The sequence below is a fragment of the Streptomyces albidicamelliae genome (assembly GCF_025642175.1).
Taxonomy (GTDB): domain Bacteria; phylum Actinomycetota; class Actinomycetes; order Streptomycetales; family Streptomycetaceae; genus Streptomyces; species Streptomyces albidocamelliae.
Genome location: NZ_CP106795.1, coordinates 7,631,433 through 7,645,076, shown reverse-complemented (window position 1 = coordinate 7,645,076; position 13,644 = coordinate 7,631,433). Strand labels below are relative to the sequence as shown.

Annotated in this window: 14 protein-coding genes and 1 pseudogene; 6 read left to right on the top strand and 9 right to left on the bottom strand. The window is 71.6% G+C overall.

Features of this window, described 5'->3' with window-relative positions:
• Positions 1–28: 28 nt before the first annotated feature.
• The 3 genes from N8I86_RS34670 (at position 29) to N8I86_RS34660 (ending at position 2,739) form a co-directional block, all read left to right on the top strand.
• A complete protein-coding gene (locus N8I86_RS34670; protein ID WP_263279610.1) occupies positions 29–1,000 on the top strand; it encodes an alpha/beta hydrolase in 972 nt (323 codons plus the stop codon).
• A 20-nt stretch (positions 1,001–1,020) separates the two neighbouring features.
• Entirely contained in the window at positions 1,021–1,740 is a 720-nt protein-coding gene (locus N8I86_RS34665) for an alpha/beta fold hydrolase (protein ID WP_123440787.1), read from the top strand.
• Positions 1,741–1,989: 249 nt separating this feature from the next.
• Positions 1,990–2,739 carry an SDR family oxidoreductase gene (locus N8I86_RS34660; protein ID WP_263279609.1) on the top strand — a complete coding sequence of 250 codons (750 nt, stop codon included), beginning with the start codon at positions 1,990–1,992 and terminating at the stop codon, positions 2,737–2,739.
• Between the two features lie 68 nt (positions 2,740–2,807).
• Here the strand turns inward: N8I86_RS34660 and N8I86_RS34655 are convergent, their stop codons facing one another.
• Positions 2,808–3,872 (bottom strand): YihY/virulence factor BrkB family protein, encoded by a 1,065-nt coding sequence (locus tag N8I86_RS34655; RefSeq protein WP_263279608.1) that lies wholly within the window; start codon positions 3,870–3,872, stop codon positions 2,808–2,810.
• Between the two features lie 335 nt (positions 3,873–4,207).
• Between N8I86_RS34655 and N8I86_RS34650 the strand changes: the two genes are divergently transcribed.
• Entirely contained in the window at positions 4,208–4,798 is a 591-nt protein-coding gene (locus N8I86_RS34650; RefSeq protein WP_073890601.1) for a YdeI/OmpD-associated family protein, read from the top strand.
• A gap of 115 nt (positions 4,799–4,913) precedes the next feature.
• Here the strand turns inward: N8I86_RS34650 and N8I86_RS34645 are convergent, their stop codons facing one another.
• Positions 4,914–5,363: a peptidoglycan-binding domain-containing protein gene (locus tag N8I86_RS34645; protein ID WP_073890602.1), complete on the bottom strand. Its 450-nt coding sequence runs from the start codon at positions 5,361–5,363 to the stop codon at positions 4,914–4,916.
• Positions 5,364–5,564: 201 nt separating this feature from the next.
• A complete protein-coding gene (locus N8I86_RS34640) occupies positions 5,565–6,284 on the bottom strand; it encodes a DinB family protein (RefSeq protein ID WP_263279607.1) in 720 nt (239 codons plus the stop codon).
• A gap of 490 nt (positions 6,285–6,774) precedes the next feature.
• Between N8I86_RS34640 and N8I86_RS34635 the strand changes: the two genes are divergently transcribed.
• Positions 6,775–7,227, top strand: a complete 453-nt coding sequence (locus tag N8I86_RS34635; RefSeq protein WP_263279606.1) for a hypothetical protein — start codon at positions 6,775–6,777, stop codon at positions 7,225–7,227.
• A gap of 166 nt (positions 7,228–7,393) precedes the next feature.
• Here the strand turns inward: N8I86_RS34635 and N8I86_RS39495 are convergent.
• From N8I86_RS39495 to N8I86_RS34615, 5 genes and pseudogenes are all read right to left on the bottom strand, one after another.
• Positions 7,394–7,586, bottom strand: a pseudogene (locus N8I86_RS39495) (hypothetical protein); the annotation flags it as partial.
• Between the two features lie 111 nt (positions 7,587–7,697).
• Complete coding sequence (locus N8I86_RS34630) at positions 7,698–8,921, bottom strand: cytochrome P450 (RefSeq protein ID WP_263279605.1); 1,224 nt, start codon at positions 8,919–8,921, stop codon at positions 7,698–7,700.
• Positions 8,922–8,954: 33 nt separating this feature from the next.
• On the bottom strand, positions 8,955–10,349 hold the full coding sequence (locus tag N8I86_RS34625; RefSeq protein WP_073890608.1) for an NAD(P)/FAD-dependent oxidoreductase: 1,395 nt from the start codon (positions 10,347–10,349) through the stop codon (positions 8,955–8,957).
• Positions 10,339–10,566 (bottom strand): ferredoxin, encoded by a 228-nt coding sequence (locus tag N8I86_RS34620; protein ID WP_073891974.1) that lies wholly within the window; start codon positions 10,564–10,566, stop codon positions 10,339–10,341. Before N8I86_RS34620 ends, N8I86_RS34625 begins: the two co-directional genes overlap by 11 nt.
• Before the next feature lie 265 nt (positions 10,567–10,831).
• Positions 10,832–11,953, bottom strand: coding sequence for a PP2C family protein-serine/threonine phosphatase (locus N8I86_RS34615; protein ID WP_263279604.1), 1,122 nt, complete (start codon positions 11,951–11,953; stop codon positions 10,832–10,834).
• Positions 11,954–12,180: 227 nt separating this feature from the next.
• Here N8I86_RS34615 and N8I86_RS34610 point away from each other — a divergent pair, with 227 nt between their 5' ends.
• Positions 12,181–12,393, top strand: coding sequence for a three-helix bundle dimerization domain-containing protein (locus tag N8I86_RS34610; protein ID WP_263279603.1), 213 nt, complete (start codon positions 12,181–12,183; stop codon positions 12,391–12,393).
• Positions 12,394–12,864: 471 nt separating this feature from the next.
• Here the strand turns inward: N8I86_RS34610 and N8I86_RS34605 are convergent, their stop codons facing one another.
• On the bottom strand, positions 12,865–13,410 hold the full coding sequence (locus N8I86_RS34605) for an EF-Tu C-terminal domain-related protein (protein ID WP_263279602.1): 546 nt from the start codon (positions 13,408–13,410) through the stop codon (positions 12,865–12,867).
• Positions 13,411–13,644 lie beyond the last annotated feature (234 nt).

Sequence of the window (13,644 nt, the reverse complement as noted above, 5' to 3'; positions counted from 1 at the left end):
GGCAGCCCGTGCAAGACGAGGAGAAGCCATGTCCGATGCCGTGGTGCCGGTGAAGCCGGTGCTGGAACCCGCCGCAGCCGCGTTCGCGGAGGCGACCGCGAACCCGCCGTACCTGTTCGACCTGCCGCCGGCGGAGGGCCGCAAGGCGGTCGACGAGGTGCAGTCCGGCGACTCGGGCAAGCCGGCGGTCGACGAGGAGTGGATCACCGTCCAGGGTGGTCCCACCGGCACCGTCCGGGCACGGATCGTCCGGCCCGCCGGAGTCGCCGGCACCCTGCCGGTCGTCCTCTACATCCACGGTGCCGGATGGGTCTTCGGCAGCGCCCGCACCCACGACCGGCTGGTGCGCGAACTCGCCGTCGGCGCGCGGGCGGCGGTCGTCTTCCCCGAGTACGACCTCTCCCCCGAGGCCCGCTATCCGGTGGCCATCGAGCAGAACTACGCCGTCGCCCGGTGGATCGAACAGGAGGGCGCGGCCAAGGACCTGGACGGTACGCGGCTGGCCGTGGCCGGGGACTCCGTCGGCGGCAACATGACCGCCGCCCTCACCCTGATGGCCAAGGAGCGCGGCGGTCCCGCGCTGGTGCAGCAGGTGCTGTTCTACCCGGTCACGGACGCGAACTTCGACACGCCGTCCTATCACCAGTTCGCCACCGGCTACTTCCTGCGCCGCGACGGCATGCGGTGGTTCTGGGACCAGTACACGACCGACGAGTCCGAGCGCGCGCAGATCACCGCGTCCCCGCTGCGCGCCACCGTCGAGCAGCTCCGGGGTCTGCCCCCGGCCCTCGTCGTCACCGGTGAGGCCGACGTGCTGCGCGACGAGGGCGAGGCGTACGCCAACAAGCTGCGCGAGGCCGGCGTGGCCGTCACCTCGGTGCGCTTCCAGGGCGTCATCCACGACTTCGTGATGCTCGACGCCCTGCGGGAGACCCAGGCGGCCGGGGCCGCCATCGACCTGGCCGTGCGCACCCTGCACACCGCCCTGCGCGGCGCCTGAGCCCGGGAGACAGCACCGACATGACCACCACCACACCCACCGTCGTACTCGTCCACGGCGCGTTCGCCGACGCCGCGAGCTGGTCCGGCGTCGTCGCGGAGCTCCAGCGCGACGGCATCCCCGTCGTCGCTCCGCCCAACCCGCTGCGCGGCCTGGCCGCCGACGCCGCCCACATCGCCTCCGTGGCCGCCCGGATCGACGGGCCGGTCGTCCTCGTCGGCCACTCGTACGGCGGCGCGCTCATCACCGTCGCCGGTACCGCCGACAACGTCGTCGGGCTCGTCTACGTGGCCGCGTACGTCCTGGAGGAGGGCGAGAGCCTCGGTGAACTCCAGGGCCGCTTCCCGCTCTCGCCGCTCGTCGAGAACCTGGAGCGATGGACGTACCCGGTGCCCGGCGGACCGGACGCCGTCGAGGTGACCATCGCCGTGGACGCCTTTCCGTCGGTCTTCGCCGCGGACGTGGACCCGGAGATCACCAGGGTGCTCGCGGTGGCACAGCGGCCGCTCGCGGCGGCGGCGTTCGAGGAGACCGCGTCCGCCGCCGCGTGGCGGACCAAGCCGTCCTGGGCGCTGATCGCCGGCGCGGACCGGGCGATCAACCCGGAGGTGGAGCGCTTCGGCGCGAAGCGGGCCGGCGCGACCGTCGTGGAACTGGAGGGCGCGTCCCACGCGGTCGCCGTCTCCCGCCCCGAAGCGGTCGCCGCCCTGATCCGCGACGCCGTACGCGCGACCGGCTAACACCACCGCGCCGTCGACGCGACGGCTGACACCCGACGCCGTCGACGCGATGGCTGACACCCGACGCCGTCCGCGCGACCGGCTGACACCCGACGCCGGGGACGGCTACCGGCGGGCACCCGTGCGGGGCGGCTTCGCCGGGCGCCGTCGCGGGGCCGGCCGGTAGGTGTCCGGTCGCCGTCGCGGGCCCGTCAGGTAGGTGTCCGTTCGCCGCCAGCACCGCCCGGGGCCGGCGGATGGAATGGGGACATGACTTCACGAGGAACGCTCAACGGCAGGACGGCCCTGGTCACCGGCGGGAGCCGGGGTATCGGCGCGGTGACGGCGCTGCGCCTCGCGCAGGAGGGCGCGGACGTGGCGGTGACCTATGTGCGCGGCAAGGACGCGGCCGAGGAGGTGGTACGGGCCGTGGAGGCGCTGGGTCGGCGGGCGGTGGCCCTGCGCGCCGATTCCGCCGACGCGGAGGAGGCGGCCGGCGCGGTCGACCGTGCGGCCGAGGCCCTCGGACGGCTGGACGTGCTGGTCAACAACGCGGCCACCGGGCTGATGGGGCCGCTGGAGGACATGTCCCTCGCCGACGTGGACCAGCTTCTCGCCGTGAACGTCCGCGGGGTGTTCCTGACGTCTCAGGCCGCCGCCGCGGTCATGACGTCAGGCGGGCGGATCATCACGGTCGGCAGCTGTGTCACCCAGCGCGTGCCCGGCCCGGGCGCCACGCTGTACGCGATGAGCAAGTCGGCCGTCATCGGCCTCACCAAGGCCCTGGCCCGTGAGCTGGGCGGGCGCGGGATCACGGCGAACGCGGTGCATCCGGGCCCGATCGACACGGACATGAACCCCGCCGACGGCCCGTACGCACCGGCCCAGGCCGCCATGACCGCCCTCGGCCGCTTCGGTACGGCCGCGGAGGTGGCGTCCCTGGTCGCCCATCTCGCGGGGCCGGAGGCGGCCTACGTGACCGGCGCGGAGTTCTCGGTGGACGGCGGGCACGCCGCCTGACCCGCCACCGGGTGTGGCGGACCGGCCGGCCCGCCACACCCGGTCCACCGCCCGGTCCATCTGCCGGTTCACCTGTCGTCGAGCCGGCGTACGTCCTCCTCGTCCCACTTGCTGGTGTCGCGGGGCTGTGTGTAGGGCTCGGCCTCGGCCGGATGTCCGCCGGCGATGGCCCGCTGGCGGACGGTCTCCGCGTCGAACTCCAGCCCCAGCAGGATCGCCAGATTGCTGATCCAGAGCCAGACCAGGAAGACGATGACGCCCGCCATGGTGCCGTAGGTCTTGTTGTAGGAGGAGAAGTTCGCGACGTAGAACGCGAAACCCGCCGAGGCGATCAGCCAGATCAGCAGGGCGAGGAAACTGCCAGGGGTGACCCACCTAAGGCCCCTGACCTTGGCGTTCGGAGTGGCCCAGTAAAGGATCGCGATCATCACGGTGACCAGCAGGACCAGGACCGGCCACTTCGCGATCGACCAGACGGTCAGGGCCGTGTCCCCCATGCCGATCGCGCCGCCGGCCCGACGGGCCAGACCGCCGGTGAAGACCACGATCAGCGCGCTGGCGACGGCCAGCACCATCAGCACCACCGTGACGCCGACGCGCACCGGGAGGATCTTCCACACCGGCCGGCCCTCCGGCATGTCGTACACGGCGTTCGCAGCGCGGATGAACGCGGCCACGTACCCGGATGCCGACCACACGGCCAGGAGGATGCCGATCACGGCGACGACCGAACCGGTGCCCGAGCCGTTCTGCAGCTGCTCCACGGCCCGCGTGATGATGTCGCGCGCGGAGCCGGGCGCGAGATGCTTGAGGTTGGCCAGCACCTTGTCGGTGGCCGATTTGCCGGCGACCGCCAGCAGGGACACCAGGACCAGCAGGGCCGGGAACAGGGAGAGGACGGAGTAGTAGGTGAGGGCCGCGGCCCGGTCGGTGAGCTCGTCGTCCTTGAACTCGCGCAGTGACCCCTTGAGCACCGCGAGCCATGCCCCCCTGGGCAGCTTGGTGGGGGTGTCCGGTGCCGCCTCCTCGACCTCCGGATCCGGCCCGGCCTCGGCCGGAGTGGGTACGCGCGGCCCGGGATCCTCGTCGCCGGCTCGATGCTCTTTACGCCCTGGAAGATGCAGCTTCGCCATATCAGGCGGGTACCCCGTCGTGCCGCGTCAAGCCGGTGAGTAGTTGCGGACCGGTTCGTCACGGGTTCCGGGGCGGTGGCGGGGCGTGGTGGCGGGGGCCGACGGAGGGTCCCGCACCGGCTTCGCGCCGGCGTCCCGGACGTCCGGCCGCGCTCCCGCGTGAGGCCGGCCGCCTGCCGGGAACCACTCGCCGGGGTGGTCGGGTTGTCTCCCGGGGACCGTCTTTCGCCCTGTGTGCGGGGCGAGTTGGGGAAGCCGACGGCCCGCCGTCGTAGGGGCGCGCCCCGCGGCGCCGGTTGTTGACCGGGCCACGGGGGTGGGATTTCATGAGGACCATGTCTGAGGGATCACGGAACGCGGCGGATCCGGTCCTCCCCTTCGCCACGCAGGACGCGTGGGAGAAGTGGCTTGAGGAGAATCACGAGGTCGTCCCCGGTGTCTGGGTGAAGATTCCCAAGGCCGACTCCGGGATCGACGGGGTCGACTACGCGCAGGCGCTGGAGTCGGCGCTCTGCTACGGCTGGATCGACGGGCAGAAGAAGAAGTTCGACGACCAGTACTGGCTGCAGCGCTTCACCGCGCGGCGCAAGGGCAGCAAGTGGTCGAAGGTCAACCGGGACAAGGTCACCGATCTGACCGAGCGGGGCCGGATGCGGCCCGCAGGCCTGCGCGAGGTGGAGAAGGCCAAGGCGGACGGCCGCTGGGAGGCGGCGTACTCGTCGCAGAGCAAGGCGACGGTCCCCGACGACCTGCAGAAGGCACTGGACGCGGCACCGGCGGCCCGTGACTTCTTCGCCACGCTGGACAGCCGCAACCGGTTCGCGATCCTCCACCGGGTCGAGGACGCCAAGAAGCCGGAGACCCGGACGGCCCGGATCGAGAAGTTCGTCGCCATGCTCGCCGAGGAGAAGAAGCTCTATCCCTGACCCCGAGCCCGGAGCCACGCGCGCCCCGGGTGCCGCCCGCGAGACGCGCCACGCCCTCCACCCCCGGCCGGACCGGGGGTGGAGGGCGTTCGCGGTCACCGCGCCCCGAGGGTCGTCAGTGGGCGTCGGCGAAGCGCTTGAAGGCGGCCTTGGTGCCCGAACCGGCGATCCCGTCGATGGCGCCCCGGTAGCCGTAGGAGTCCTTCAGCAGGCGCTGCAGGCCCTTGATCGTGCCCTTGCCCACGACGCCGTCGATCGGGCCGGTGTAGCCCCAGTACTTCTTCAGGCAGCGCTGGAACGCCTTCCAGCTGTTGGGGCCGAGCTTGCCGTCGATGGAACCGGTGTAGTGCCAGTAGCTCTTCAGCCAGCGCTGAACCTTCTTCGCCTGGGCGGTGCTCAGGCCGAGGTTGTTCACGGCCTGCGGGGTGACGGCCTCGGAGGTGACCGCCGGGTGCGCGGCCGCGGGTGCCGCGAAGCTGGTGCCCGCGGCGGCGAGGCTGCCGGCGGCGAGAGCCGCGACGGTCGTGGTGGCGAGGAGTGTCCTCGTGACGATGTTCGTTCGCATCGTGTCGTTCCCCCTGTGTGTCGGGTGCCTCTCGGCACAGCACACAACCTACGGCTCCGGGCCCCCGCGCGTCGCCGAACCGCGAGTTGACGTCCGCCTCCACCGGTCGCGGTAGTGGGGCCGGTGTACAACCTCCGCGTAGCGGCGGCACGTCGGCGGACGGACGGGACCGGCGGCAGGACCGGGGCGGGCGGGACCGCGCTAGCCGTGGATGGCGCCGCTGGCCGCCCAGAGGTCGCGGAGGACGCCTATCTCCGCCATGTGGTGGATGAATTCGAGGTTCGTGCCCCACAGCACGGCCGCGTACGGGTCGTCGGGGTCGGAGCCGTAGGGGTACTGCGAGAGGCCGACGGTGTCGAGCTGTTCGTCGGTCAGGGCGGCGACGCTGTCCCGCCAGCGGTCCAGCAGCGACCAGAACCGCTCCAGCGCGGGGCCGGCCTCCGGGGTGAAGTCGACCAGCAGCTTCGGGTCCGTGCGCCGTTCGCCGAAGGTCCACTCCCACTGGCCCGCGAAGCAGAAGTGCAGGTGGGCGAGGCGCCACGCGATCGTGGTGACCGGGGAGTCGTCGGGTAGTGCCGGGCCGGTGTGGCGGAGGACCTCCTCGACGCGTTCGACGCTCACGCTCCAGTCCTCGGCGATCTTCGCGACCGTCATGCCGCCGGCCGCCTGCCGGGCGACCTCCGCGTACTCGCTCGCGGGGATGTCGGGGGCGCCCTGGTCGAGCACCCACTCGCCCGGGCCGAACGCCCTCGGTGTCGTCGCCTCGCCCCGGCGCCGGATCGACCAGCATCCGGGGACGGGCTCCCAGAGGTACTCCGCGTCGCCGAGTCCCGTCAGCCGTACCCGGGCCTGCTCCCTGGCGCAGTCGAACTGGTCGAGCAGCAGGCCCAGTCGGTCGGTCCGTACGCGCTCGGTCCCCATGTGCGTCCCCCTCCACGGTCAGCCGCCTCGCTGCGGTGAGGCGGAGGCTAACGGCCCGTCCGCACGCCGCGCGAGGGATTTCCGGGCCGAGACGAGCACTCCGCCGGGGACGGACGCGGACCGGCGAGGGCAGATCAGTTGCGAGCAATTGCATTGCGCCAAACTACAGGAGGCCTTTGTCACGCTTTGAGAGATGCGGACTCGGCCGCCGGGAGGGCATCGCCGACAGGGTCGCCGATGCGCACCGAAACCGACTTGGCCGTTTCTGTCGGTCGGATTGTGCGAGTGCGGCGGTGCGGGAGGAATGTGGGGTTCCGCGGAAGATCTCCGCGACTCACCGTGGGGCGCCACCGTCGTCGGATCGGCGAGCAGGCTCCTCTCCTGACGCGGCCCGCGCCCGAAACCTGCACCCATTCCGGCTGGTCACGACGGAACCGGCGCTCCACCAGAACGCACCGTCGTCGCCGGCCACTTCCGAAAGACAACCCGAATGACCATCTCCAAGCGCTCCATCCTGACGGCAGCAGCGGCCGCCTTCATCGTGGGCGGCGTCGCAGCTCCTTCCGCGCCGGCAGCTCCGAGTGCGGCTCCGGCCTCCACTCCCGCACCTGCGCACGGCACTCTGGGGGCGGAGCTCGACAACCTGCAGTGGACCCCGGTGCGCACCATGAGCGGCGGTACCGTCTGGATGCTCCGGGTCAGCCGCGACCCGCACGTCGAGGCCGGCGGCGTCTACTTCCTGTACAACCCTGACGAGTCGTCCGTCGCCGGCTCGTTCTCCGTCGGCGACGACGTACGAGTCCGCACCGTGCACGACTGGCGCGCCGCCGTCTTCGCTCCCGCCCGGGACGCCCACCGCATCGAGGTCCGCTACGGCAACCTCCAGGCCCCCGACACGGCCCGGGTGGTCGCCAGCGTCACCGACACCCTCGGCAACGAGTAACGCGGGTAACCCACTGGCCTTTTGATACGGGCAACGGGCACGCCTGGCGCCCTGCCCTCCCCGCACCGCGGGGAGGGCAGGGCGTCCCGCGGCCCCGACCGCGGCGTCACCGAAGGCCGACACGCTCATGCGTCTGCAGCGGCAGCGCGCGTCCTCGGGGCGCCGCGGCGGCCTCCAGGCCGGCGATGACGGTCTTGCGGTCGGCGACCGAGGCGACCGGGTTGGTGCAGGTGATCCGGCACGCCTTGATTCCACAGACGCGCGACGTAGGTGCGGTCGGCGTCGATGAGGACGGAACGCTGACCGGGCAGTCCGGGGCCCGTGTAACCCATCCCCGATCCACTGCGCGGCCTGCCGGATGTCTGCCTCCGGGGCACCGGTGATCTCGCCCGGCTGCCCCGCTCACGACCTTGCAGTCAGTGCCCTCGACGGCGTCGTGCAGCGTCTGCCCGCTCCCTCGCGCCGCTCGCTCAGGCGCTGAGGCCGTCGATGGCGACGGGCAGGTGGCGGGGGCCGCGCAGGACGGCGTTGGTGCGGTAGGGCGGGGGGTCCTCCAGCAGCCGGAAGTTCTTGACCCGGCGGAACAGTTCCGGCAGGGCGAGGCGTGCTTCGATGCGGGCGAGTGGGGCGCCGAAGCAGTAGTGGATGCCCGTGTAGAAGCCCAGGTGCTCGTTGTCCTCGCGGTCGGGCACGAATCGGTCGGGATTCTTGAAGCGGCTGGGATCGCGGTTGGCTGCGGCGATCATGAGCCAGACCGGCGATCCCTTGGGGATGGTGACGTCGGCGATGTCGATGTCGGCCAGGGTGATGTTGACGGGGACGAACTGCACGGGCGGTTCGTAGCGCAGCACTTCCTCGATGAGCGGGACGGTCAACTCGGGTTCGTTCTGGAAGCGCTGCAGGACGTCGGGGTGGCGCAGCAGGGTGAGGGTGGTGTTGGTGATCAGGTTGACGGTGGTTTCATGACCGGCGACGAGCAGCAGGATCGCGGTGGCCACCAGGTCCGCCGGTGTCATGCTGCCGCCGGGTCCGGTGTCGGGGGCGAGGGCGCTGAGGATGCCGGGGCCGGGGTGGCGGCGTTTGGTGTCGATCAGGTCGGCCAGGTAGGCGCCCATTTCCTTGCGTGCCTGCTGATACTCGGCCGCGCCGAGGCCGCCGTGCTGGGGATCGATGCCGGAGGCCACCGGGTCGGCCCAGCGGTGGAAGCGTGGTTCGTCCTCGCGTGGCACGCCGAGCACCTTGCAGATGGCGGTGACGGGCAAGGGGTAGGCGAAGTCCTGCACGACGTCGATCCGGTCCTTGCCGTCGAAGGCGTCGAGCAAGGCGGTGACGGCGGTGGCGAGTTCGCCGCGCAGGCCGTCGAGGAACCTGGGGCTGTACGGGGGGCCGAACGGCCGGTTGACGGTGGCGCGCAGCCGGTCGTGTTCGGGCGGGTCGGTGAGGATGAAGCTCGGTGGCAGGCCGGAGTCCTCCTCCGAGTGGCCGGGGGCGGCGTAGCCCGGCGGACGGTTGCGGGGATCCTGGCTCACTCGCGGGTCGTTGGCCAGGCTCCGCACCGCGTGGTAGCTGCTGACCAGGTAGGTACCGTCGTCCTCTCGCAGCACCGGTGTCTTGCGCAGTTCCGCGTAGAGCGGGTACGGATCCGCTCGGTTGGCGTAGTCGAGGATCTGCGCGGAGAGGCTGCCGGGGTTCATGGGGGCCTCCTGGACCGTAGGGTTGCACGGGGATCAGGCGTGCGACGGCACGAACTTGACCCGCCGTTCGCTCGGTGAGTGGCCCGTGAGGGTGACGGTGGGCCCGTGGGTGGGCAGGTGGGGGTCGGGGAACTGGGGGTCGATGACGGGCAGGGTGCTGGTGCGGCGGTCGACCAGGCGGTAGTCCGGTGGGAACGGGGCGGCGGCGGCGATCTGCTCCTCGTAGAACCCCAGCCATCTGGCTCCGTCGAAGGACGCCGCGGCGATGACCCGGCCCCGGTAGCCGTACACGGCGACGAAGCGTTCCTCGGCGAGCGTCCCCTGGGCGATGACCATCTGGTCGCCCATCGAGGGAATGCCCACGGACTTGATGTTGACGCGGAACTGGGTGGACCAGAACATCGGCAACCACAGGTGCGGGCGCCGATCGGGGCCCGCGCAGATCATGTTGTGGGCCGCTGTCTCCGCCTGCTCGACGGCGTTGCCCCAGTGCTCCAGCGAGAGGAACTGGTAGTCGAACAGCGGGTGCGGACTGCGTGCGACGTCCCCGGCGGCGTAGATGTCGTCCGTGACGATGCCGTTGACGTCGAACACCCGGCATCCCGCGTCGCAGGCGATGCCCCTTGGCCCCGCGGCCACCCCCGAACCGGCCAGCCATTCGGTGTTCCGCAGGGCGCCCAGGGAGACGACCGCCACCTGAACGTCGATCGCCGTGCCGTCGGACAGGTGAGCACGCCTGAGCCGACCGGATTCGTCGCCCTCCAGGGCCGTGACGCTGACGCCGCACCGGAGGTCGACGCCGTTCCTGCGCTGCATCCGGTCCGCGACCGCGCCGATCACACCGCCGAGTGCGCCCACGAGGGGCGCCGGGCCGCGTTCGGCCACCGTGACGTCGATGCCCAACTCGCGGCACGCAGAGGCGACTTCGCAGCCGGTGAAGCCGGCGCCGATCACCAGCACCCGAGCGGGTCCGCTGGTCAGTTTCCGGTTCAGGCGTGCGGAGTCGTCACGGGTTCGCAGGACGAACACCCCGTCCAGCTCCGCCTGTTCCGGGTGGAACCACGGGCGCGCCCTGGTGCCGGTGGCGATCAACAGGCGGTCGTAGCCGACGGTGTCGCCGTTCGCCAGGCGTACCTGCTTGGCGTCCCTGTCCAGGCCCTCGGCGGGAACACCGATACGCCATTGCGCGTCTATGTCACGCCGCCGCGGCAGTTGCGTGTCCTCGGCCCGGGCCCGCCCGAGCAGCACCTGCTTGGACAGCGGCGGCCGGTCGTAGGGCTCGTACGGCTCGTCACCGATCATGGTCAGTGATCCGGTGAAGCCCTGCTCGCGCAGGGTCTCCGCGGCACGCAGGCCCGCCAGGGAGGCGCCCACGACGACGATCCGGCCGTCCCGGCGCAAGGCTGCGACGTCGGTGTCAGCCGACACGGGGCTGCACCCCCTCCGTCGGCTTGTCCGAGTAGTCGACGAGAATGGCCTGGACCGGGCATGCGGCCGCGGCCGCTTCCACTCGGTCACGCAGCCCCTCGTCGAAACGGGGCGAGAACAGCAGCCCCTCGTCGCCGTGCAGGGCGAAGACGTCCGGGGCGAGGAAGACGCACTGCGCGTACGCCTGACACCGATTGAGATCGACGACAAGCCTCATCAGAACCCGCTCCCTGCGCGGCGCGCCGCGGTCGAAAGCCCGCAGCCGCCTGCGCTGGTACATACGGTGGGTTGGCATGCCTCTTTCTCAGGATCGCCCCCCGCTGTGGTGGCCCGCAAGGCGGACGGTCCAGGCCCACCGCAGCCCCCGCCGCAGGACTGTCCGTCGCCGCAGGGCGGGTGCCGGACGGCTGCGCGGCAGGGCCGCCGGAGGTCTGTCGCGGGTGTCTCGGCGCCGGTGACCCGGATCCCGCGCGGAGCGAAAATCAGACTGCCAGGCGTCGGACGGCGACTACGGCCGCGTCGTCGTCGAGGTGTCCGTGTACGTGAGTCTTCAGGTCGTCTCGGAGATGGCGCAGGAACGCGTCGGGGTCGTCCTCGGACCACTCGGGCGCCCGTGCGGCGAACGGATAGAAGAGTCCGTCGGCATCGCGTGCCTCGGTGACGCCGTCCGTGTAGAGGATCAGCAGGTCGCCGACCTCGAACGGGAACGTCTGGACGTCGTATGCGGCGAAGCCGAAGCGCTCCCCGAATCCGATCGGCAGGTGGGTCACCTCGGGCGTCAGGGTGGTGACGCGCGTCCCTCGCAGGAGCAGCGGCGGTGGATGACCGCAGTTGACGAGGTGAACGACCGGATCGTGGTCGGGGATGTCGAGCAGGATCGCGGTGGCGAAGTCCTCGTCGGTGTCCTGCTCTTCCTCCGGCCGCCACTGGCTGGTGTCCCAGCGGAACGCGGCGTCCAGGTGAATGGCGAGGCGGGGCAGGGTGGCCTGCCGGTGGGCGGCGGCGCGGAAGGCGCCGAGCAGGAGGGCGGCGTTGCTGATCGCGCCGAGCCCGTTGCCACGCACGTCGCCGATGAGGAGCCGGGTGCTGTGGTGGTCGGTCCGTGCGGCCGCGTACAGGTCTCCGCCCAGATCGGCCTCCTCCTCGGCGGGCATGTACAGACCGGCGATCCGAAGCGGGCCTGCGTGGGCGGGCAGTGGCCGCAGCAGCACACTCTGCGCCGCCTCGGCGACAGACCGCACCTGGTGCAGTTGGCGCTCGCGCCGGTCCCGCACCATGCAGATGCTGACGCAGACGGCAGAGACGACGAGCAGAGCGGCGATCTGCGCCTGGACGTTGGCGGTGGTCAGAGTCCCTCTCAGCACACCGATCAGCACTTGGGCCGTCACCGCCAGCGCTCCCATCAGCGCCGTCACGCGGGCACCTGCGAACGCCACGGTGATCGCCGGCGCCGCGACCAGCAGCGGGCCGAGGTGGATGTGCGGCGGCGCCAGCACATCCACCACACAGGTCGCGACGATCACTCCGAGTGGGATCACCAGCAGCGCGGGCACGTGACCAAGGTGCCGCGCTCGCCGGAGTTCCAACGACGGTCGAAAGGCCATCCACCAAGCCTTCCACCCGCCGCCGCGCACAGAACAGCGCCGCTCCCCGAAGGTGCGGGGTTTTCAGCGGGCATGCAGGTGCCGCCGGGCATCGACAAGGAGGCCCTGGTGGTTGCGGCGGTTCGGCCCAGCACGGCCCGGTCGCCACGCGAAGCGGCGAAAGATCGACTTACCCGATGCGGTCTTCACCGCGAAACTGAGGAGAGGACGCCGAGGAGGGCGGGCGCATGGCGACGGAATCAGAGGAAGCAGCGCTCACCCGCCATGTCGCCGAGCGGCTGCTGAAGGCACATCCGCAGGTGGACCCGGGCCTGGTGCGGAAGGCAGTGCGGACCGCGTACGAAGAGTTCAAGTACGCACGTGCGCCCACCCACCTGCCGATCCTGATGGAACGCAGAGCGGACGACCTGCTGCCCTACGTGGAGCCGACCGATCGCTGACCTGCGGTACCCGGGAGAGCATGCGGGCCCACGGGCACGCCGAGCGGCCAGGCGTCGGGGAGGACGGAGCCGCAGCGCAGCGGGCCCGGGAGACTCGGGCGGGCCCGCTGTCCCTGGTCCAGGGATGGCCCCAGGACCAGGGGCACGGCGGCGTTGTCGTCGCCGTACCGCCACGGTGGGACCAAGCCACCAATGCCAGGGGCCCGCACACGGCCGACCGCCGCAGCGCGCCGGCTTCTCGGCTCCGCTGAGCGCAGTCGGCGTGGGGGCGCGGCGAGGAAGGCAGGCGGGGGGTCCAGAGCAGCTCCGGTGGTTGCGGCGCACGCGCTCCGTTCAGACGGTGCCGCAGCCGCCGCCTGCTCCACGGGCCGGTGAAGCATCCTGGCGGGTGGACTGACGGCGCGCCTCGGCCTGTCTCCGCGCCCGGAGGGTGGCGGGCACCGTCCACCACGCCGGGTGACGCGCGGGCGGTCAGTGGGTCAGCCGGGTCACGATCCCCGTGCCGGCGGCCCGGCCGTGGTGCCGGAAGGCGAACGGCTGGCCCTCTTCGAGGGCGACCGGTTGCTCCAGCGCGACCGTGACCGTTCCTCCGTGCAGGGGGCGGAGCACGTCCGTGCCCGGGGCAAGCGTGACAGCTCCGCGCACCACAGCGGCACGGAAATGGAACTGCAGACGTTCACCGGTGCGTACTTCGGCACCGCCGTGGTCGTCGGCCGGCAGCGCGATGTCCGCCGTGAAACGGGCATGGGCGCCGACCGAGCCTGGCGCTGCCAGCACCTGTCCGCGTGCGACCGATCCCGACGCCTTGCCGGGCAGCGACAGGCCCACGTTCATGTCCGCCCGCGCCTCGGCGACGCGACGGCGGTACACGTCGACGCCTTCGACCGGGAGGACCGTGCCGCCGTGGAAGCCGACGATCTCCACCTCGTCGCCCTCGCGAACCCGCTCGCGCTCGATCCGCCCCGTCACCAGGACCGTCCGCCCCTGATGTGTGTCGAAGACATCCTCGACACACATCAGGAACGGTTCTCTCCCCGCCTCCACCGCGCCCCCCTCTCTCTCACCGTCGACGCACAGGTGCCGAAGCCGGCAAGGCGGCTCTTGAGTCGACTCGCTCGCGCCCTGACCGACGGATGGTCGAAGCCCTCAGGGAACTCGACGCGGTCCGGTGCCGCAATCCGGCCTGATGTGAGGGGGATCACCCGTCGGCCCTCACATCCCTTGGGGTCTCCCCCGAGTCCGACGAGCGGA

Excerpts from the sequence above, each read along its gene's own strand:
- N8I86_RS34670 (WP_263279610.1), top strand. The coding sequence starts at position 29 with ATGTCCGATGCCGTGGTGCCGGTGAAGCCGGTGCTGGAACCCGCCGCA.
- N8I86_RS34665 (WP_123440787.1), top strand. The coding sequence starts at position 1,021 with ATGACCACCACCACACCCACCGTCGTACTCGTCCACGGCGCGTTCGCC.
- N8I86_RS34660 (WP_263279609.1), top strand. The coding sequence starts at position 1,990 with ATGACTTCACGAGGAACGCTCAACGGCAGGACGGCCCTGGTCACCGGC.
- N8I86_RS34655 (WP_263279608.1), bottom strand. The coding sequence starts at position 3,872 with ATGGCGAAGCTGCATCTTCCAGGGCGTAAAGAGCATCGAGCCGGCGAC.
- N8I86_RS34650 (WP_073890601.1), top strand. The coding sequence starts at position 4,208 with ATGTCTGAGGGATCACGGAACGCGGCGGATCCGGTCCTCCCCTTCGCC.
- N8I86_RS34645 (WP_073890602.1), bottom strand. The coding sequence starts at position 5,363 with ATGCGAACGAACATCGTCACGAGGACACTCCTCGCCACCACGACCGTC.
- N8I86_RS34640 (WP_263279607.1), bottom strand. The coding sequence starts at position 6,284 with ATGGGGACCGAGCGCGTACGGACCGACCGACTGGGCCTGCTGCTCGAC.
- N8I86_RS34635 (WP_263279606.1), top strand. The coding sequence starts at position 6,775 with ATGACCATCTCCAAGCGCTCCATCCTGACGGCAGCAGCGGCCGCCTTC.
- N8I86_RS34630 (WP_263279605.1), bottom strand. The coding sequence starts at position 8,921 with ATGAACCCCGGCAGCCTCTCCGCGCAGATCCTCGACTACGCCAACCGA.
- N8I86_RS34620 (WP_073891974.1), bottom strand. The coding sequence starts at position 10,566 with ATGAGGCTTGTCGTCGATCTCAATCGGTGTCAGGCGTACGCGCAGTGC.
- N8I86_RS34615 (WP_263279604.1), bottom strand. The coding sequence starts at position 11,953 with ATGGCCTTTCGACCGTCGTTGGAACTCCGGCGAGCGCGGCACCTTGGT.
- N8I86_RS34610 (WP_263279603.1), top strand. The coding sequence starts at position 12,181 with ATGGCGACGGAATCAGAGGAAGCAGCGCTCACCCGCCATGTCGCCGAG.
- N8I86_RS34605 (WP_263279602.1), bottom strand. The coding sequence starts at position 13,410 with ATGTGTGTCGAGGATGTCTTCGACACACATCAGGGGCGGACGGTCCTG.